Source organism: Bacillus sp. JJ1562 (assembly GCF_036962705.1).
In the GTDB taxonomy this organism is placed as follows: domain Bacteria; phylum Bacillota; class Bacilli; order Bacillales; family Bacillaceae_L; genus Ferdinandcohnia.
Genome location: NZ_JBALOQ010000019.1, coordinates 701 through 20,998, shown reverse-complemented (window position 1 = coordinate 20,998; position 20,298 = coordinate 701). Strand labels below are relative to the sequence as shown.

At 37.3% G+C, this 20,298-nt stretch carries 16 protein-coding genes and 1 pseudogene; 15 read left to right on the top strand and 2 right to left on the bottom strand.

What is annotated here, in order from left to right:
* Nucleotides 1–366: 366 nt before the first annotated feature.
* The 3 genes from V7097_RS12825 to thrB are packed head-to-tail and all read left to right on the top strand — an operon-like array spanning nucleotide 367 to nucleotide 3,636.
* Entirely contained in the window at nucleotides 367–1,665 is a 1,299-nt protein-coding gene (locus tag V7097_RS12825) for a homoserine dehydrogenase (protein ID WP_335704015.1), read from the top strand.
* On the top strand, nucleotides 1,662–2,729 hold the full coding sequence (gene thrC, locus V7097_RS12820; RefSeq protein WP_335704014.1) for a threonine synthase: 1,068 nt from the start codon (nucleotides 1,662–1,664) through the stop codon (nucleotides 2,727–2,729). Before V7097_RS12825 ends, thrC begins: the two co-directional genes overlap by 4 nt.
* On the top strand, nucleotides 2,719–3,636 hold the full coding sequence (gene thrB / locus V7097_RS12815; protein WP_335704013.1) for a homoserine kinase: 918 nt from the start codon (nucleotides 2,719–2,721) through the stop codon (nucleotides 3,634–3,636). The genes thrC and thrB overlap by 11 nt, the downstream gene beginning before the upstream one ends.
* A 186-nt stretch (nucleotides 3,637–3,822) precedes the next feature.
* On the opposite strand, the gene V7097_RS12810 is transcribed toward thrB, so the two are convergent.
* On the bottom strand, nucleotides 3,823–4,071 hold the full coding sequence (locus V7097_RS12810) for a NifU family protein (protein WP_438824234.1): 249 nt from the start codon (nucleotides 4,069–4,071) through the stop codon (nucleotides 3,823–3,825).
* Nucleotides 4,072–4,261: 190 nt separating this feature from the next.
* On the opposite strand from V7097_RS12810, the gene V7097_RS12805 reads away from it, so the two are divergent.
* Nucleotides 4,262–4,591, top strand: coding sequence for a YuzD family protein (locus tag V7097_RS12805; protein WP_335704012.1), 330 nt, complete (start codon nucleotides 4,262–4,264; stop codon nucleotides 4,589–4,591).
* Between the two features lie 368 nt (nucleotides 4,592–4,959).
* Here the strand turns inward: V7097_RS12805 and V7097_RS12800 are convergent, their stop codons facing one another.
* A complete protein-coding gene (locus V7097_RS12800) occupies nucleotides 4,960–6,027 on the bottom strand; it encodes an NAD(P)/FAD-dependent oxidoreductase (RefSeq protein ID WP_335704011.1) in 1,068 nt (355 codons plus the stop codon).
* A gap of 191 nt (nucleotides 6,028–6,218) precedes the next feature.
* Here V7097_RS12800 and V7097_RS12795 point away from each other — a divergent pair, with 191 nt between their 5' ends.
* The 11 genes and pseudogenes from V7097_RS12795 to V7097_RS12745 form a co-directional block, all read left to right on the top strand.
* Nucleotides 6,219–6,455: a YuzB family protein gene (locus V7097_RS12795; protein WP_335704010.1), complete on the top strand. Its 237-nt coding sequence runs from the start codon at nucleotides 6,219–6,221 to the stop codon at nucleotides 6,453–6,455.
* A 358-nt stretch (nucleotides 6,456–6,813) separates the two neighbouring features.
* Nucleotides 6,814–7,179 (top strand): HesB/IscA family protein, encoded by a 366-nt coding sequence (locus V7097_RS12790; RefSeq protein WP_335704009.1) that lies wholly within the window; start codon nucleotides 6,814–6,816, stop codon nucleotides 7,177–7,179.
* 343 nt (nucleotides 7,180–7,522) lie between these two features.
* The gene (locus V7097_RS12785) at nucleotides 7,523–8,749 is read left to right on the top strand and encodes an NAD(P)/FAD-dependent oxidoreductase (protein ID WP_335704008.1); all 1,227 of its coding nucleotides are present in this window, start codon (nucleotides 7,523–7,525) and stop codon (nucleotides 8,747–8,749) included.
* A gap of 332 nt (nucleotides 8,750–9,081) precedes the next feature.
* Nucleotides 9,082–9,408 (top strand): YuiB family protein, encoded by a 327-nt coding sequence (locus tag V7097_RS12780; RefSeq protein WP_335704007.1) that lies wholly within the window; start codon nucleotides 9,082–9,084, stop codon nucleotides 9,406–9,408.
* Between the two features lie 448 nt (nucleotides 9,409–9,856).
* Nucleotides 9,857–10,825, top strand: a complete 969-nt coding sequence (locus tag V7097_RS12775) for a LacI family DNA-binding transcriptional regulator (protein ID WP_335704006.1) — start codon at nucleotides 9,857–9,859, stop codon at nucleotides 10,823–10,825.
* Nucleotides 10,826–10,840: 15 nt separating this feature from the next.
* On the top strand, nucleotides 10,841–13,225 hold the full coding sequence (locus tag V7097_RS12770; protein ID WP_335704005.1) for a beta-galactosidase: 2,385 nt from the start codon (nucleotides 10,841–10,843) through the stop codon (nucleotides 13,223–13,225).
* Nucleotides 13,226–13,266: 41 nt separating this feature from the next.
* Nucleotides 13,267–14,652, top strand: coding sequence for an ABC transporter substrate-binding protein (locus V7097_RS12765; protein WP_335704004.1), 1,386 nt, complete (start codon nucleotides 13,267–13,269; stop codon nucleotides 14,650–14,652).
* A 27-nt stretch (nucleotides 14,653–14,679) separates the two neighbouring features.
* On the top strand, nucleotides 14,680–17,607 hold the full coding sequence (locus V7097_RS12760) for an extracellular solute-binding protein (protein WP_335704003.1): 2,928 nt from the start codon (nucleotides 14,680–14,682) through the stop codon (nucleotides 17,605–17,607).
* Nucleotides 17,597–18,487: a carbohydrate ABC transporter permease gene (locus V7097_RS12755; protein WP_335704002.1), complete on the top strand. Its 891-nt coding sequence runs from the start codon at nucleotides 17,597–17,599 to the stop codon at nucleotides 18,485–18,487. The genes V7097_RS12760 and V7097_RS12755 overlap by 11 nt, the downstream gene beginning before the upstream one ends.
* A gap of 35 nt (nucleotides 18,488–18,522) precedes the next feature.
* Entirely contained in the window at nucleotides 18,523–19,401 is an 879-nt protein-coding gene (locus tag V7097_RS12750; protein ID WP_335704001.1) for a carbohydrate ABC transporter permease, read from the top strand.
* Between the two features lie 14 nt (nucleotides 19,402–19,415).
* Nucleotides 19,416–20,298: pseudogene (locus tag V7097_RS12745) on the top strand (YIP1 family protein); the annotation flags it as partial.

Genomic DNA, 20,298 nt, shown 5'->3' with positions numbered 1-20,298 from the left:
CCCGGCGGAGACATGCATTTTTCAAAGGAAATTTTTCGAGGCATAAAGACCAAAGACTAAAAACGCCACATCCTGATGTCTTTGTCTTTATGACCCACCTCGTGTGGGCCTGAAAATCGGGCGCAAATACGCCAAAGCGCATTTGATTAAAGAGTGGGGACTGTCGTTAAAATAAATTTTCGAGGGCACCTTTGCAATGAAGGTGCTCTTTTTAATAAAAAAAATATCCTTTTATATCAGTTGGTTAAGCGTTTTCAGTGTGAATTTTTGAAAAATATTACTTGTAAAAACATAGCATCACTACTATAATGTCTTTTATAGGAAGACAAATGTATTTCTGGGGAATACACAGGAGGCGGTTATAAAATGAAAAGTATTTCAGTAGGATTATTAGGATTAGGTACGGTTGGCAGCGGCGTTGTAACGATTTTAAAAAATCATCAAGATAAATTAATGCACCAAGTTGGTTGCCCAATAGAAGTTAAGAAGGTATTAGTTCAAGATTTACATAAACACCGAACAGTAGAAATTGATCCTTCATTTTTGACAACAAATGCAAATGACGTTATTGAAGATCCAGAAATAGATGTAGTCATTGAGGTTATGGGCGGAGTAGAGGATACTAGACAGTTAGTCCTTCAATCCTTACGTAATAAAAAACATGTTGTAACAGCAAATAAGGACTTAATGGCGTTATACGGTCCTGAGCTATTGAATGTTGCAAGTAAGAATGGATGCGACTTGTTCTATGAAGCAAGTGTTGCTGGTGGAATTCCAATCCTTCGCGGATTAGTAGACGGTTTTGCATCTGACCGAATCATTAAAATGATGGGAATCGTGAACGGAACAACGAACTTTATTTTAACAAAGATGAGCAAGTATGGCAGTGCATACGAAGAAGTTTTAAAAGAAGCACAGGAGCTTGGCTATGCAGAAACAGACCCAACAGCAGATGTTGAAGGTCTTGATGCAGCAAGAAAGATGGCAATTCTGGCTTCATTAGGATACTCCATGAATATTGACCTTAAAGACGTTCGAGTTCAAGGAATTTCTTCCGTTACAAGCGAGGATATCGAATATAGTAAACGTTTAGGCTATGTGATTAAGTTAATTGGTACTGCACATAGAAAGGGAGAAAAAGTAGAAGTAGGTGTTCAACCAACACTACTTCCAGAAGTACATCCACTTGCTGGAGTTAATGATGAATTTAATGCGGTATATGTGTATGGAGAAGCAGTCGGAGAAACAATGTTCTATGGACCAGGAGCAGGTAGTTTGCCTACTGCAACATCAATTGTTTCTGATCTAGTTGCCGTAATGAAAAATATGAGACTTGGAGTTAATGGTCTAAGTGCAGTATCACCTCAATATGAGAAAAAGCTAAAAGAAGACTCTGAGATTTTCTCAAAATACTTCCTACGTATTCACGTAAAGGATCAAGTTGGAGCATTTGCAAAAATTACATCCCTATTCTCTGAACGCGGTGTAAGCTTTGAGAAAATTCTACAATTGCCGTTAAAGAATAAAGATTTAGCCGAAATTGTTGTTGTTACTCATCAAGCATCATTACGAGACTACGAAGAAATTTTAGTACAGCTTAGAGATTTGCAAATTACAGAAGAAGTTAAAAGCTCATATCGAGTTGAAGGAGGAAACCAAGCATGAGATGGCAGGGGCTGCTACAACAATTTCGCGAATATTTACCGGTAAATACAAACACACCAATGCTTTCATTGAATGAAGGAAATACACCATTAATTCCACTTCATTCCATTTCAGAGGATCTTGGTGTTGAATTATATGTAAAAGTAGAAGGGGCTAACCCAACAGGTTCTTTTAAGGATCGCGGGATGGTTATGGCGGTAGCTAAAGCGGTTGAAGAGGGTAGTGACACAATTATCTGTGCATCTACTGGAAATACATCGGCAGCAGCTGCTGCATATGCAGCCCGTGCTGGCCTTCGCTGTATCGTAGTCATTCCTGAAGGTAAAATTGCGATGGGAAAATTAGCTCAAGCTGTCATGTATGGTGCCGAAATCATTTCAATTGAAGGAAACTTCGACCATGCCTTAAAAATGGTTCGTAATATCAGTGAGACTGCACCTATTACACTCGTAAACTCTGTCAATCCATATCGAATTGAAGGTCAAAAAACAGCAGCATTTGAAATTTGTGTGCAGCTGGATGGAGCTCCAGATATATTAGCCATTCCGGTCGGAAATGCAGGGAATATTACAGCATACTGGAAAGGATTTAAAGAGTATCATGAGCGTCATAATACAGGCCTTCCTGAAATGCGTGGATTTGAAGCAGAAGGGGCAGCAGCAATTGTTAAAAATAAAGTCATTGATGATCCTGAAACAGTTGCAACTGCGATTCGAATCGGAAACCCTGCAAGCTGGGATAAAGCCGTTGTAGCTGCAAATGAGTCAAATGGTAAAATTGATGAAGTATCAGATGCTGAAATTTTAGAAGCATATCAATTATTAGCAAGAAAAGAAGGCGTGTTTGCAGAACCAGGCTCTTGTGCATCCATCGCAGGTGTCATCAAGCAGGTACGTAGTGGTGAAATTAAAAAAGGTAGTCGAGTGGTTGCTGTTCTAACAGGAAATGGATTAAAGGATCCAAATATTGCGATTGAAGCAGCTTCAATCAAACCAGTTGTATTGCCTAACGATGAAAAGCTTGTATATGATCATATCAGAGGGGCCGTTTTACATGAAGTTTGATCGAGCCTTTCAAATAAAAGTTCCAGCAAGCACAGCAAATCTTGGACCTGGATTTGATTCTTTGGGATTAGCGGTCAATCGTTATTTAACGCTTCAGGTCGAACCAAGCAATCAGTGGGAGTTTGTTCCGCAATCTGAAGAAATTGCAAATACTCCAGCAGATAAAGAAAATTTTATCTATCAAATCGCAGCAAAGGTGGCCGACATTTACTCCCGTGAGCTACCTCCCTGCAAGGTTTACGTTCACAGCAATATTCCATTAGCAAGAGGTCTTGGGAGCAGTGCAGCTGCTATTATCGCGGCAATAGAGCTAGTAAATGAGCTTTGTAATCTTCAATTAACAAATCAACAAAAGCTTGAATTAGCCTGTGATTTTGAGGGACATCCCGATAATGTAGGAGCATCTTTATATGGGGGATTAGTCATTGGTAGTCATCGTGGAAGTGAGGAGACTGATCTCATTCATGTGAATGATGTATCATTTGATATGGTGGTTGTTATACCTTCATATGAATTAAAGACAAAGGATGCTCGTAATGTGCTCCCAAAAGAATTATCCTATCAAGAGGCTGTAAAAGCTAGCTCTATAAGCAATGTCATGGTTGCGGCTCTTTTAACAAAGAACCATGAGGTGATGGGGAAAATGATGGAGCTTGATCTATTCCATCAAGCATATCGTGCAAAGCTCATTCCTGAGTTCAACAGCATTCATAGGGTTGCTAAGAGAGCAGGTGCATTTGGGGTTGCTATTAGTGGAGCGGGGCCAACAGTGATTTGCTTTACCGAAAGTGGACGAGGAAATCAGCTAAAAACAGATCTCTCTCTTGTATTTGAAGGGTATCAGGTAGAAGAAGTATCGATTGAGAAATACGGCAGTAAGCTAACTACACTTTCATTACATGAATAATAGAAGCGAAACCTTTATTAGGGTTTCGCTTTTTGAGTTCGAATACTACCACTAATCTAAGTTACTGCCACTATCTGAAAAATACTGCCGCTAATTCTAAAATACTGTCACTAATCCCAAAATACTGCCACTAACCGTTAAAGACATAAAAAAATGCCTCAAAAACTGAGGCATCACATCTATTCATTAGAATACTTGTTCAACTTCGACTACACCTGGAACTTCTTCTAATAATGCACGTTCAATTCCGGCTTTTAATGTGATTGTAGAGCTTGGGCAGGTTCCACAAGCACCTAATAAACGAAGCTTAACAATACCATCTTCTACATCAACTAAATCACAGTCTCCGCCGTCACGAAGTAAAAATGGACGAAGTTTATCTAATACTTCTTGTACTTGTTCTTTAATATCCATTATGTTGACTCCTTTCCTCATACCTTTATAATTATTATAATCTGTTTACTGAAAAAAATCTATTAAAACCAAGAGAAGCATTTTTCCAATTTTTAATTACATATGCTTATTGAGAAAATATGTGATGTATTCTTTATAGCTTTCTGTGTCTATTTTAGCAGATTTTTAGTAAAATGAAAAAGAATATGATTAGGGAAAAGGAGAGCATGCAATGGATAAGCAAAAGATTGAAATCTGTGTATATGGTGCAGAAGTACTTTGCCCTAGTTGTGTAAATCTTCCTTCTTCAAAAGAGACCTATGAGTGGCTGGAAGCAGCATTGGGCAGAAAGTTTCCGAACCAACCCTTCGACATTACACATGTTGATATTTTTGATCCACCAGGGGACGAAGAGAAAAAGTCATTTGCCACACGAGTTATTGAAGAAGATATGTTTTACCCTGTTGTTGTGTTAGAAGGTGCCATTGTCGGAGAAGGCAGCCCGAAACTAAAAACGATTTATGCTGAAATGGAGAAATACGGGTACAAAGCAGCTGAATAAATCAGTGAAAGTAAGGGGGGCCATCTTCCTTGCTTTTTTTGTGGAGAATTTTATTCATGGACAAATACCTTGGTGAATGAAAAGAAACTGTATCTGAGGTGGTCTCTCAAAGACAAAACATTCAAGCGAAAGCGTCAAAATGTCACTAATGAGCTCATTCAAAGACAAGACACCAAGCGAAAGCACCGAAATGTCTCTGAGGTGCTCTCTCAAAGACAATAAACACAAGCCAAAACACCAATGTGTCTCTGAGACGCACTTTCAAAGACAAAAGCCAATCAAAACCGAAAGAAATGTCCCTGAACTAAGTAATCCTCCATAAAACACAAAAAATCGCGGCTCCATAAGTCACCGCGATTTTACAAATATCATCCATTATGATACTTATACATCCATAATACTCCGGATTTTAGCATACGTGGCACTCGTCCTGTGAGTGTACGTTCTGCTACTAAGCCGAAGCCTTCTTTTTTACCTAGGGAACCAAGAACTCCTTTTAGCTTGATTTTAGGAAACTCAGTTGGTGGGGCTTCACCTTTCCAACGCTTTAGAAGAACCTGAACAATTTGTTCTGCCTGGCCTTCCGCAAGCTGGGCACTTGGAGCATGTGGCATACTCGCACAGTCCCCAACGACATAGACATGTTCATCATTTGGCAAATTATGTTGCGTAGTTAAAACTACACGGCCGCTTCCGTCTTTTTCTACGTCTAAGTCCCGAACGACTTTATTTGGTTGGATACCAGCTGTCCAAACTACAACATCACTTTGAACAGGTTGGTCGTTATTAAATAAGATGTTTTCTTCAACTCTTGTAATATTTGAGTTATTTATTATTTCTACTTCGTTTTTATCAAACCAGTTTTCAACATACATACTCAATTTTTCCGGGAAAGCGGAAAGGATATGATTACCTCTATCAAAAAGCTTAACTTGCAAGTCCGCTCTGCTTTCATGAAGTTCACTGGCAAGTTCGACTCCACTTAGACCTGCACCAACGATTGAAACCGTTGCTCCTGCAGGAAGATTATTGAGTCTCTGATAGGTTGCCCTCGCATTATCAATCGACTGGATACTGTAGGTGAATTCCTTGGCACCTGGCACATTGTGATACTTATCCTCACACCCTAATCCAATCACTAAATCATCATAGCTAATTGAATCATCATCTTTAATGTGAACCAGCTTTTCATTCATATCAATGCCCGTAACTTCCCCGAATTTCACGTGCAAACGAGGATGTTCTGGAAATGTTACACGAACATGTGAATCAGAAATGGTACCTGCAGCGAGTGCATAAAATTCCGTTTTTAAACTATGATAAGGTGCTCGGTCAAGTAAGGTAATTTGAATATCCTCGGGTAATTGATGTGGCAGCAAGCGATGTAAAATTCGCATTCCACCATACCCTCCACCAAGTATAACAAGATTTTTCACGATGATTATCCCCTTTGTGTTCCTCTCTTTAGTTGAAACGTTTTCATATATTTTTTATCTATATCTGTAATCCTTTTCAAAGTCACTAAAAGTATAGCGAAATTGTGACAAAATAACAACTCATATCGGTAAAATTGACGAATGGAAAAAAAGAGAGTACGATAGGTAGTTGTAGTGAGGTGAAGAAACCAGTGAATCCTATCATTGAATTTTGTGTTAATAATTTGGCGAGTGGCTCCGGAAAAGCAAAGGAAATCCTCGAACAGGATCCGAATCTTGATGTAATTGAGTATGGATGTCTAAGCTATTGTGGACAATGCTTTGAGTCATTATATGCTCTTGTGAATGGGGATGTAGTTACTGGTGAAACAGCTGAAGAGCTGGTTGAAAATATCTATGCCTATTTAGAAGAAAATCCAATGTTCTAACTATATATATATTTCGGAAAAAAGCAGTCGTCATACTGCTTTTTCTTATTTTGTCTAGTTTCAGGCACCATCGATCGAGGTCAAAAGCCAATCGCTTCAGATGGCAAAAAGCGCCTTCTGTCAGCGCTCGTCTTGTACTTTTCTTGTTTTAGGACAAAAAAAGAAAACCCTTCATTAAATAATGAAGAGTTTCCAAAAAAACGGGGGATAATCCCATGGTGGTCAAAAAAATGGTATTTTATACTTAAAGAAAGTAAAAAAATACATTAAACGGATTATTTGTAACAAATTCAATTTAACATTATACTTATAGTAATAACCTGAATTTGAAACCTTAGAAAAGAAGGAGGCTACTAGCGTGACAAATCAAGTCGTTAATATTTCTGAAGCTGCTGCTTTTCAAATTAAAGATATGATGAAACAGAATGAGGAAGAAGGATCATTCTTACGTGTTGCTGTTAAAGGTGGCGGTTGCACTGGACTTTCTTACGGAATGGGCTTTGAGCAAGAAGAAAATGAAGCGGATCTACATGATGAACAACATGGAATTAAGATCTTAATCAATAAAGAAGATGCTCCTATTTTAAATGGCGTAAAAATAGACTTCAAACAATCCCTTATGGGTGGAGGATTTACCATTGATAATCCGAACGCCATTGCATCTTGTGGATGTGGTTCATCCTTCCGAACTGCAACAGCAGCAGGAACACCTGAAAATTGTTAACACAAAAGTTAGGCTTCTAAAAAGAGCCTGACTTTTTTTTATTATTTGTGGCAAATTTTAGTCGAATAAAATGACATTTTTCTTACAAACATTTTTAAATGTTGTTTTTTAATATTCTTAAGTTTAAAAAAGCTCCTCAAGTACTTGAAATATCAATATAAAAGTCCTATTATAAGATGTGGATATTAAATAGTAAAACTTTTTGACAAATGTCGTAATTTTTTATGTCCAGTCATGATATCTTACGTGAAAGATATCACAAACTATTTTATCAATAAAATTAAGTCTTGCAGTTGAAAATAGGTGTAAGAACATTTTTTACTGCAAAAAAGAAAAGGTGGGCGTGATTACAGTGAGAAAGCCAAAAATCGTCGTTTTAGGTGCAGGATACGGTGGATTAACTACTATTGTTAACCTACAAAAAACATTAGGTGTAAATGAAGCTGAGATTACACTTGTTAATAAAAATGATTACCACTATGAAACCACTTGGTTACATGAAGCTTCAGCGGGTACTTTACATGCAGACCGTGTACGTTATCAAGTAGAAGATGTAATTAGTGGTCATAAAGTAAAATTTGTTAAAGGCACTGTAGCAAAGATTGACACCGAGGGAAAACGTGTAATCCTTGAAGATGATTCACAGGTTGAATACGATTATTTAGTTGTTGGACTGGGTGGAGAATCAGAGACATTTGGTATTAAAGGCTTGAAAGAATATGCATTTACGATTTCCAACGTAAATACAGCACGTCAAATAAAAGAGCATATTGAGTATCAATTTGCAACTTATAATACAGAAGAAGAAAAAGACGAGAATCGTCTTGCTATCGTTGTTGGTGGAGCAGGATTTACTGGAATTGAGTTTTTAGGAGAACTAGTTAACCGCGTTCCTGAGCTTTGCCGTGACTATGATGTTGATCAGAATAAAGTAAAAATCATCTGTGTGGAGGCTGCGCCAAACGCATTGCCAGGCTTCGATCCTGAATTAGTTGAATATGCAGTAAACCACTTAGAGAAAAAGGGTGTAGAATTTAAAATAGGTACTGCTATTAAAGAAGGTACACCTGATGGAATCATTGTTGGTAAAGATGATGTTACTGAAGAAATTAAAGCTGGTACTGTAGTTTGGGCAGCAGGTGTACGCGGAAACAGTGTAATTGACGCATCTGGTTTTGACGCTATGCGTGGACGTGTGAAGGTTGACAAACAGCTTCGCGCACCAGGACATGACAATATTTTCTTTGTTGGAGATAGTTCATTAGTCATTAACGAAGAAATCAATCGTCCATATCCTCCAACTGCACAAATTGCGATGCAGCAAGGTGCTTTGGTTGCGAAAAACATCGCAGTTCTAGTTCGTGGACAAGGTGAACTTGGTGAATTTGCGTTCGATAACAAAGGAACAGTTTGTTCACTAGGTGAGCATGATGGAATCGGAGTTGTATTTGGTAGAAAAATTTGGGGTTCAAAAGCAGCATTCATGAAGAAGGTAATCGATAATCGTGCACTATTCGTCGTGGGTGGTCCATCACTTGTTCTTAAAAAAGGTAAATTAAAGTTCTTATAAGATAGTCTAAAGGAATGTGAGGAGACTCGCATTCCTTTTTTTTTATGAATTCTGGGGGATATGAGATCCAAATTTGAAGATATCGGACAAACCGCTGTCCCATCAATCATAAAATGGATATAGTTTATAGACAAAGTAAATTCAATTGACTTAAGTTCTATCCCTTTAGTACACTAGGAAGGGATTTGTTCGTCTAGCTCCAGCGCCTAGCCCCTCGAGGTCACAAGCCAATCTGTCAAGAAGGTCAAAGAACACGCCTTTTGACATCTCGTCTTGTGCTTGTCGGGGCTGATCAAGGCGCTTGCGCATTTGTTACTAGGAGGTGAGTGGCCATGTCACTCAGTTTTTTACCCATATTATTAATTTCAATGCTGTTGTTTTTCGTTTTATTTTTTGGAATTGGATTTATTCTTAACATGCTTTTACGGATGTCATGGATCATGGCTATTATCTACCCAATTATTGCGTTAGCAATCATTCAAGATGTTTCCTTTCTCGATTATTTTTCTTCACCAGGAAGTTCATTTCGCTCTTTAGGTAATAGCATTATGACTTTAGCTCCTTTAGATATTGCGATTTTACTAAGTGGTCTTGCTGGTGCGATTTTATCTGGGGTTATAATTAAACTTCTTAGAAAAAAAGGATACAGGATGTTCTAGGGGCTTTTCAAAAAGTCTCGTAAAAATAACACTCCGAATTTCTTCCTTGACTTGCTTTACCTTTGCTTACAAATAAAAAGCATACGGTCCACTACTCAATGTTTGCGCTGCCTCGAACTTTCGACTTAGAGGACGCACTAGTGTCGGCTTCGCCACAGGACATGGCGTTTTAGCCGGCGCTGTCTTTCATTTTATCCTTCTTTTTTAAAACACTCACTGCATAATAAAATTACCCTGAGAATGGATAAAGTTTGATGCTTTTGTGAACTTTATTAAAAAAATATTGTATTCGCTTGCATCACAGTTTATAATTTAATTGTCGAAGGTTATTCGACAAAATATTTAAATGAATTTGAAACGTTTCAAACTAATTAGAGCTTATGTAAACGTTTATATTTTTTGTGTATTTTTGAAACGTTTCAATATATGTGTAAATGAGGGGAATGCGTTGACTACTTTAAGAGATGTAGCAAAGAAAGCAAATGTAAGCGTATCAACGGCGTCTTATGCAATTAATGGAAGTAACTTAATTACAAAGTCAACGAGAGAGAAAGTTCTTAAAGCCGCTAAAGAACTGGGATATCATCCAAATGGAAGTGCAAAGAATCTCAAAAAAAATAAAAGTGAGATTGTTGGTGTATTTCTTAGTGGTTTCACAGGTCCGTTCTTTGGTGAACTTCTTGAAGGAATTCAAGATACAGTGATTGAAAATGGTTATGAAATGATAGTGTGTGCATCTAATCAGAGACATCGCTTGTTAAAAGAGAGGCTTTTCGACGGTGCAATTATATTAAACTATCATATTAACGATGATGAACTTGTTAGTTTGGCAAGTGAGCGGTTGCCCCTCGTTGTATTGGACCGTGAAATGAATCATCCATACATTAAAGAAGCATTATTACCTAATAAAGTTGGTGTGGAGTTAGCTGTTGATCATCTTGTTGAAAAAGGACATGCAAGAATAGGTTTTATCGCAGGCTCGGAGGAGTCATATGATGGAGAGACACGTTTGTCGGGGTTTAAAGAAGCACTTTCAAAGCATGGGTTATCCTACTTTGAAAAAGATTTAATCCGAGCAGACTTTACAGAATCAAGCGGATTATTCGGCATGAATGACTATCTAGAGTCGCATAATGAATATCCAACGGCTTTTATTGCAGCAAATGATGAAATGGCGATGGGGGCTATCAAAGCAATTCAATACAAAGGATTGGATGTTCCAAATGATATTGCCGTCATTGGGTTTGATGATATTAAAATCGCTAGATACTTTAATCCTCCGTTAACCACGATAAGAGTTCAAAAAATACAATGGGGTATCAACGCAGCCAAAGCAATGTTTAACATGCTGGAGAAAGATTATGAATTTGAGGTTGAAGAAGCTCCAGTCCAATTAATTTTACGCTCATCTACTTAATAATGGAGGTAAAGCATGATTCAAGTGATAAATGAGAAAATCACGATTAATGGACAAGATGTTATCTTATTCGGTGCTGAACTTCATTACTTTCGTGTTCCAAAATCAGAATGGAGAAACCGAATAAGGGAAGCAAAGGAATCCGGAATCAATATGATTAGTACGTATGTACCTTGGATTTTTCATGAGTATGAAGAAGGACAAATTGATCTTACAGGTAAAACCAGAGGAGAACGGGATTTACAAACCTTTTTAGAGATTGTTGCTGAAGAAGGCATGTACTGCTTAGTTCGTCCAGGACCATACGTAATGGCTGAAATTGTAGATCATGGTGTCCCAACTTGGTTCATTGATAATTACCCAGAAGCAGTTGCAAAAACGAAGGGAGGCGATGACCACCCAACAAGAGTTGTTAGTTATATGCATCCAATCTATTTGGAGAAAGTTGAGATATGGTATCAAGCGGTATGTGCTGTTATAGAACCTTTCCAAATAACAAATGGTGGTTCCGTTATCATGTTCCAACTTGATAACGAAGTTGGGATGTTTCATTGGGTAAGTAATCAAGGTGATTATAATAAAGTAACAGAAGAGCAATTTGTTGATTACCTGAGGAAAAAGTATAGTTTAGTAGAGTTTCAACAGTTACTTGAAGAAAACGTTTCTGATATTGGTGAATTCATAAACACGAATGTCAGACAACCAAAAGAAAATCATGCTATTATCTTACGAAATGAATATAGCCTTTTTATGAGAGAGCATTATCGTCTTTATCTCGAACATCTCAAGGATTTAGCAGAAAAAAATAAAATAAACCTTCCATTTGTTGTTAATATCCACGGATTTCATGAGATTGATATTTTGAAACGTGGAACAATGTATCCAATCGGAATTTCACAATTAGTAGAATCAGCAAAAATTGATAATACGTTAATGGCGGGTGATTACTACATCGGTAATATTGAGTATGATAATTACATTGATATAGTTCTTGCCAATGTATTTACTAAAGCCATTCAATCTAAGGATCAACCATTGTTCTCGGCGGAGTTTCAAGGCGGTAAGAGTTCAGACAAGCCAAGACTTCAACCATATACTTTTGATCTAACAACGCGCCTTTGTTTTGCCAATGGGATGAATGCCGTTAACTACTACATGTTTGTTGGTGGGGAAAACTATGAAGGAATCGGTCTCTTAGGTAGGAGACATGAATGGCAAGCGCCGTTAGGTCTTACTGGGGAAAAACGACCACATTTTTCCAGTATTCAACATCTAGGAAAGATGTTTCAAGTATACGGTGAGTCACTCCCAAAATCTAAGCAAAAGACTGCAACAACTGTTGCCTTTTATCCGGATTATTATATGACGGAGTTTAGTGATTCTTATACTTTGCCAATAATTGAAACGTTTCAAAAGGAAAGAGACCTAAACCTTTATAATGGATTAGCAAAAGGCTTAAGGCTAAATAACATCGTGTTTGATGGATTGAATCTTTTGGAAGCGGAACCAATTGATGTTTCCAAAGTACCGACATTGTGGATGTTTTCCATGAAATGGATGGATGGAGTAATTCAACAGAAATTAGTGAATTATATAGATTCAGGTGGTCATCTTGTTCTATATCCAAGTCTACCAACAAAAGACTTAAATAATCGTAGTTGTACAATCTTAAAGGATTATATTGATGTCGAAGTGCTTGGTAGAAAAGAAGGGTTTATGGCTTTCCAAGAGATTGACAGTATTCAAACGCAAACGATTGAGTTGTACAGTGCAAAAGAAGGTGTATTTGCTTGGACAGAGGATGATGAAAGAAACACGGTTGGATTTGAAAAATCACTTGGTCAAGGAAAAGTCTTTGTGTTTGGAGTTCAGATGGACCTTGATTTTAATTACAAATTAAATGTATATCGTCAATTAGCTGAAAGAGTTGGGGTTGTTTCCCCATTTAAAACCGACGATGAACTTGATATTTCAATTCGAGCCATCGATAATGAAAGCTATTTTATTTTTCTTCATAACTTTGATGATTATAAAAAAGAATCTACATTGAGCTATAACAGTGAAAGGTTATTTGATGGTCATATTTTATCAGTACCTAGAAGAAGCGGGCTGATGCTACCCGTGAATATAAAAATTACTGAGGATGTAACTTTAAAGTGGGGAACTGCTGAGGTGTTTGAGGTTGAGGAATCTGAAGACATTTTTACAATAACAGTGAAGCTAAAGCAGGCTAATGAAGTATTATGTTTTCAATCTGCTAATTGGTATCCAAAGGCTGTTCCAGATATCGAAATAGAAGAAAAAGATGATTCCACATTTTTAATAAAATTATCACCTTCTTTAGAGGAAAAACAAAAGATCACGTTTGAAAAAAATGTTCTTGGTAGTGACTCATTATGAGTTCTATATACAAAAAAACAAAAAAAGGGAGCGGTATTACTATGAAGAAAAAGTTAACGATGTTTTTATTCCTTGCTCTGATAACAGTATTAGTTGCTTGTAGCAATGATGATTCAAAAGATTCATCAAAATCCGATAATGATTCAAAAGCGTCAGGAGAGCAAGTGACTGTAACAATTGCAAGTTGGGGATTTGGTACTGGAGAAGACAAGAATCTAAATCGCTTATTGGTGGATGCATTTAACGAAGCTCATGATGACATTCAAGTTGAAATTGATGAATCAATTGATCCTGCAGACTGGAATGGTTCTTTATCTGCAGCAGCAAGTGCAAGTTCTATGCCGGATGTGTTTATGTTAGCACAAGTACCAACTGGTCTAGCAAATGATTGGTTACTTGATTTAACCGAATTAACAGATGCAGATGAAGATTTTGCTAAAGTTCCTGAGTCTGTACAGGAAGCTGTAAAGCATAATGGCACCGTCTATGCTTTACCAGCAGGGCAACACTTCTTGGGTTACTTTGTAAACAAGGATTTATTTGAACAAGCTAACTTAAATGCACCAGAGATGGGTATTAGTATTGAAGAATTTACTGCAGCAATTCGTGATGTTACAGATGTAAATAATGGTGTGGCAGGTTTAAACCATCCATATTCAATTCCAGATTGGTATCCAGCTGCTGCAAATAATGATTTAGGTTGGTACACCTACCAAAATGGACAATTCCAATTAGATACAGATGAATTTATTAGTGGTGTTAACTTAGCTAACAACATGATAACTAACGGCTATGCATATGAAACATTAGCTGAAGATCAGAAAGCAAACTTTACTGGAGAAGACCCAGAACAAGTTTGGTTAAACGGTGGAGTTGGAATCAAATGGGATGGTACTTGGATTACAGGACACCTAGAAGCTCAATCTGACTTCGAATGGGACTTCATTGGTATCCCAGGAGACCGTGTTGTTATGACACAAGATTATTATGGTATTTCTAGTTCAACAAAACATCCAGAAGCAGCATATGAAGTTGCGAAATGGATGTCATTTAGCCCAGAAGGATTCTTGAAACAAATGGAAATTGCAGATGCAGATGAAGAATTAGCACTTGCTAGTATGCCTGTAACTACAGAGCAAGAAGTATTAGATGCATATTTTGAAAGATTTGATGCACCAGGCTTGCGTGCTGCATATGACAACATTGACAACGCAATCATCGAACCTGTTAAAACTGTTCCAGGCTATCAACAATCCCGTTGGGAAGCACCTACTGGTATTGCAGTTGGTGATAATCCGAACGTAAACATAGCTGGATTAATTGATGCAGGTATGCGTGGTGAAATTAAAATTGTAGATTATGTTAGTCAAATTAATGAATTGGCAAATCAGAAGTACAAAGAAGGACTTGACGCAATTAATCAATAATCCTTCGATCGCTGGGGAGGTATTAACATGAAACCCAAGTTGTTTTTATGGTCGCTTATAGCCCTATTAATCATGCCACAAACTATAGTAAAAGCTGACGATATTATTGATACTGAATCGGCGGAACAATTTATCGAACCACGTTACCACCTTTTTCTTGATGATTTAATGAATAAGGGGATTGACAGCGATGCTCAATTTGAGCACGCTATCAATCCACCATCTTTCCTTAATGTAGAAGATGAGTTAGTATCCAATAACTATGGGTATGAAAGTGACGTGATTCATTGGCAGGATGGTAGTGAGGTAACTTTTGAAGTAGATGTCGAAAAAGAGGGCTTATATGAAATTGGTTTTGATTATTTTCCCCTAGGTGATGTGATTGTTCCGATCGAGGGTGCTATAAAAGTGAATGGTGAATTTCTCTTTTCAGAGAGTAGACGTGTTATTTTTCCTGTTGAATGGAAAAATGAGACGAATGACTTTGAAATTGACCGCTTCGGTAATGAAATTATTCCTAAGCAAGTATCGATTAAAGCATGGCATCAATTAGTAGTGGAAGACTCAAACTATTTGCAAAAGCGTCCGATTACATTCCATCTTACAGAAGGAAAAAATTCAATTACGTTAATAAACTTAAGGGGAGAAATGCTGCTCGGAAATGCCTATATAATGTCTCCAAAGCATGTCCCAAGCTACCAGGAATATATCAATCAATATTCATCCGCTAAACAGATGAATGTCCTCCAAACGTATGAGGCTGAATATCCACTTAAAAAAAATAGTTCATATATCCGCCCGGAAAGTATTGAAAACCCTGCTGTATATCCCTATGATACAGAAAAACTTCATTTAAATGCCTATGGAGGGAGTTCTTGGAGCAAACCAGGACAAACGGTTTTTTGGGAAGTAGAAGTGGAAGAAGCTGGACTATATCAACTATCGTTTAAAGTTTATCAAAAGAATGAAAGTGGTGATCCCGTATTCCGTTCGGTGAGGATTAACGGAGAAGTCCCATTTGAAGAAGTAGAACAATATAGGTTTCAACAACGAAATGAATGGCATAATGAGACATTTGCAAATGAAGCAGGAGAACCTTATTTATTTTATTTAGAAGAAGGTTCAAATGTAATTAGTATGGAGGCAGATGTATCTATCAATAATCGTGTTGTCTTTACGATTGACGATGTAATGAAAGAAATTGAAGCCCTTGCAATAGATATTCGTAAGCTAACTGGTAACCGACAGGACCGTTCAAGAGATTGGAAAATTAGCGAATATCTTCCGGGTATTGATCAAGTATTAGAGGGGTGGGCTCAGGGATTAACTGAGGAGGCCGAATACCTTCAATCACTGAGTGATGGTGATGAAACAACTAATGTTGTTTCCTTAAAAATTGCTGCCGAGAAATTGCAATCTTTAGCAGATAAGCCAGATGAGATTCCTAATCGATTAACTGAGCTATCTGAAGGTTCGAACTCAGCCGCTCAAATGTTGGGCACAGTTCTGACTAGTATTCAACAACAACCTTTATTAGTAGACCGCTTTTATGTCCATGGGGATGAAGAATTGCCTGAAGCAGAAGCTGGTTTGTTTGAGAAATTTAAAGATTGGGTTGTAAGTTTCATTCAATCATTTACAAAAGATAATTTAGCAACAACAGAGGTAGATGAAGATACAGTGGATGTGTGGGTAAACCGCCCACGACAATATGTGGAATTACTACAGCAAATGACCGATCAGAATTTCACTCCTAAGACAGGAATAAAGGTTAAATACTCGATAATGCCAGATGAACAAAAGCTAATTCTTGCAAATGCTGCGAATTCTCAACCTGATTTGGCATTGGGTATAAGTAACTGGTTACCTTACGAGCTTTCAATACGTGGGGCAGCAGAAGATTTAAGACAATTTGATGACTTTGCTGAGGTTGGCAGGCAGTTCTCTCCGGGTGCATTTTTACCATTAACAGTTGATGATGGGATTTATGCATTACCAGAAACACAGGACTTCTTTGTTCAGTATTATCGAAAAGATATTTTGGATTCATTAGGCATTCCAGTCCCAGATACTTGGGAAGATGTTGTCGAGATTCTTCCAGAATTACAGCGTTATGGAATGAACTATTACACACCGATTGCAGGAGCTGTTGCATTTAAACCGTTCCAAACGACAGCACCATTTATATATCAACATGGTGGTACATTATATGAAGAAGATGGAATAGGTACGACAATTGATAGTGAGGAATCCTTAGCTGGTATTCAGTTTATGACCGATTTAAATACGATTTATAGTACACCATTGCAAGTACCAAACTTTTACAATCACTTCCGTTACTCCACTTTACCGATAGGGATTGCTGAATTTGGAACATATGTACAACTTACTTCAGCTGCTGCCGAAATTTCAGGTTGGTGGGATATTGCACCACATCCAGGGGTGGAACAAGAAGATGGAACTGTTGCAAGATGGGCAACCGGTTCTGGACAGTCTGCAATGATCTTTAAAGGTAGCGGGAAGAAAGATGGAGCATGGGAAGTGTTAAAGTGGTGGATGTCAACAGAAACACAGATTGAATTTGGAACCACTCTTCAAACTCTATTTGGACCAGAGTACTTGTGGAATACAGCAAATCTTAATTCGTTTGCTCAGTTGCCATTGCCGGAGGAACATAAAAAAATAATATTAGAGCAATGGGAATATTTAAGAGAAGTTCCGAAGACACCGTATTCTTATATGGTAGAACGTGAGATTAGTAATATATGGAATAAAGTTGTTTTTGATGGGGAGAATACACGTTCAGCTGTAGATGATAGTGTTATAACCATTGATAGGGAAATGAGAAGAAAGCTTGAGGAATTCGGTTATATAAAAAATGGAGAAGTAGTCAAACCATATCGAATTCCAACGATTGAACAGATTGAAGGGTGGCTAGGAAGAAATGAAGAGTAAAAGGGATTGGAGTACAACAGTATTTCTGGCGCCATTTATTATTTTGTTCTTAATATTTATCATAATTCCAGTCGCTGTTGCGGTGGGCTTATCTTTTTCATACTTTAATGCGATTGAAATGCCTTCATTCATCGGTCTAGCCAACTATGTAAATGTATTAACTCAGGACAATGTATTCATGCAGTATGTCTTACCTAACACATTAACATTTGCTCTTATTGTTGGTCCAGGAGGGTATATTCTTTCGTTCATATTAGCTTGGATGCTCGCACAAATAACGAAAGGTCCAAGAACCATCCTAGCCTTAATTATTTATTCTCCTTCGATGACTGCAGGTATTGCAATGGCAGTTGTCTGGAAAATTATTTTCAGTGGAGACCAAACTGGTTATTTAAATGCCTTGTTTATTAATTTGGGCATCATTAATGAACCAATTCAATTTCTTCAGTCTCCAGAACACTTAATGACGATTATGATTGTTGTGACGTTATGGGGAAGCATGGGTGTTGGATTCTTGGCAATGTTATCTGGTGTTTTGAATATTGACCGTGAGATTTATGAAGCAGCCTATATCGATGGGATTAGGAATCGATTCCAAGAGATTATTTATATTACGATTCCATCAATGAAGCCACAGATGTTGTTTGGTGCAGTTATGGCAGTTGTTACAACTTTCCAAGCAGGTGCCATCGGTGTTGAATTATCTGGAGCAAACCCAACGCCACAATATGCTGGTCAATTAATGGTTAATCATATTGAAGACTTCGGGTTTATCCGATATGAAATGGGATATGCCGCCGCAATTTCTGTGTTACTCCTATTATTTATTTATATCTTTTCGAAGGTTGCTTGGAAACTATTTGGAGAAAAAGACGATTAAGACTACCAATTATTAAAATATTAGGGGTGAGACATATGGCATCATCTTTCCAAGGATCAAAAATGAACCCTGATAAATTTCATAGAAGTCAACTCAAGTTTTATCTGTTTTTGATTCCTTTGGCAATTATTATGGCAATGCCAATTGTGTATATCGTTTCACATGCATTTAAACCAATTGATGAGCTATTTGCTTATCCACCTCGTTTCTTTGTACAAAAGCCGACATTAGAGAACTTCACTGATTTAATGAATGTGTCCAATGCAACCGGTGTACCAATGACGAGATATTTGTTTAATAGTATCATCAGTACTGTTTTAGTCGTATTTTTTACGGTTTTAATCAGTACGATGGCAGGTTTTGCATTATCAAAGAAACGTTTTAAATTAAAAAAGACAATTTTTGAAATTAATACTCTAGCATTAATGTTCGTTCCAGCTGCAGTAGCAATTCCACGTTACTTGTTAATTGATGAAATAGGATTGTTGGATAGCTTTTGGGCACATATCTTGCCGCTATTAGCAATGCCAATCGGATTGTTCCTAGTTAAGCAATTTATTGACCAAATTCCTAATGAATTGATTGAAGCAGCCAAAATGGATGGAGCAACCGATTATAGGATATTTTTCAAAATTATTATCCCTCTAGTGAAACCGGCTATTGCCACAATCGCCATTCTATCGTTCCAAGCTGTGTGGAACAACGTAGAGACATCATCATTATTCGTAAATGATGAGAATTTAAAAACGTTTGGATTCTTTATGTCAACACTAGCAACTGATACGGGAAATAGTGTGGCTGGACAAGGAATGGCTGCAGCTGCTTCACTGCTTATGTTTATTCCGAATCTAATAATCTTTATCATTTTACAAAGTCAAGTTATGAACACGATGGCACACTCCGGAATTAAGTAATAGGGGGAAGGGACATGAGGAAATATTTTACTGCGTTAAGCTGCCTTTGGTTATTCATGATGGTTCCCATACAATCCTTTGCCTCTGATTCTGTTTCATTTAAAACAGAGACATTAACAGCCGATGGGAAAGTTATTGAGACACAATCTGCATATACACCTATTGGCTTATTTGGAAAAGGTATTGAAATAATAAATCCTGAAGATATTTTTATAAATTCAAATAATCATATATTTATTGTCGATTCAGGCACTAAATGGGTAACTGAGTTTGATGAGGATGGAAATGTTCTTCAAGTTTATGGAGAAGGAGTGTTACAGCATCCACAAGGAGTACACGTTGATGAAGAAAACAATGTATATGTTACCGATTATGGACAACAATCAGTTTTAAAATTCAAAGAGGATGGCGAGTTGATAAAAAAGTATGATAAGCCTGAATCCCCTTTATTTGGAAAAAAATCACCATATAAACCTCAAAAGGTTTCTGTCGACAAGCGTGGTAATTTATATATCGTTGGAGAAGGATCAACAAACGGGATTATTCAATTGAATCAGGATGGTGAATTTTTAGGGTATTACGGTGTGAATACCAACCGTCCATCTATTGGTACAATTATTCAAGATTTACTAACAACACAAAGACAAAAATCAAGTTTATTTATGAAAGTTCCTCCTGCTCCCAGCAATATAACGATTGATGGGCAAGGGTTAGTATATACTATTACATCTGGCTCCAGTTGGGAAGCAATCAGAAAATTAAATATTGCAGGGGCGAATATGTTGAGCCCAGATATTACCGATGTAATGAATTTAGTAGATATTGCTATTGGTCCAATAGGAAATATTTATACAGTTGGAAATGATGGTGTACTTTACGAATTTGATCGTTTTGGCA

Bases quoted from the DNA above. Each gene is read 5' to 3' on its own strand.
- V7097_RS12825 (WP_335704015.1), top strand. From the start codon at position 367: ATGAAAAGTATTTCAGTAGGATTATTAGGATTAGGTACGGTTGGCAGC.
- thrC (WP_335704014.1), top strand. From the start codon at position 1,662: ATGAGATGGCAGGGGCTGCTACAACAATTTCGCGAATATTTACCGGTA.
- thrB (WP_335704013.1), top strand. From the start codon at position 2,719: ATGAAGTTTGATCGAGCCTTTCAAATAAAAGTTCCAGCAAGCACAGCA.
- V7097_RS12810 (WP_438824234.1), bottom strand. From the start codon at position 4,071: ATGAGGAAAGGAGTCAACATAATGGATATTAAAGAACAAGTACAAGAA.
- V7097_RS12805 (WP_335704012.1), top strand. From the start codon at position 4,262: ATGGATAAGCAAAAGATTGAAATCTGTGTATATGGTGCAGAAGTACTT.
- V7097_RS12780 (WP_335704007.1), top strand. From the start codon at position 9,082: ATGTCACTCAGTTTTTTACCCATATTATTAATTTCAATGCTGTTGTTT.
- V7097_RS12770 (WP_335704005.1), top strand. From the start codon at position 10,841: ATGATTCAAGTGATAAATGAGAAAATCACGATTAATGGACAAGATGTT.
- V7097_RS12765 (WP_335704004.1), top strand. From the start codon at position 13,267: ATGAAGAAAAAGTTAACGATGTTTTTATTCCTTGCTCTGATAACAGTA.
- V7097_RS12760 (WP_335704003.1), top strand. From the start codon at position 14,680: ATGAAACCCAAGTTGTTTTTATGGTCGCTTATAGCCCTATTAATCATG.
- V7097_RS12755 (WP_335704002.1), top strand. From the start codon at position 17,597: ATGAAGAGTAAAAGGGATTGGAGTACAACAGTATTTCTGGCGCCATTT.
- V7097_RS12750 (WP_335704001.1), top strand. From the start codon at position 18,523: ATGGCATCATCTTTCCAAGGATCAAAAATGAACCCTGATAAATTTCAT.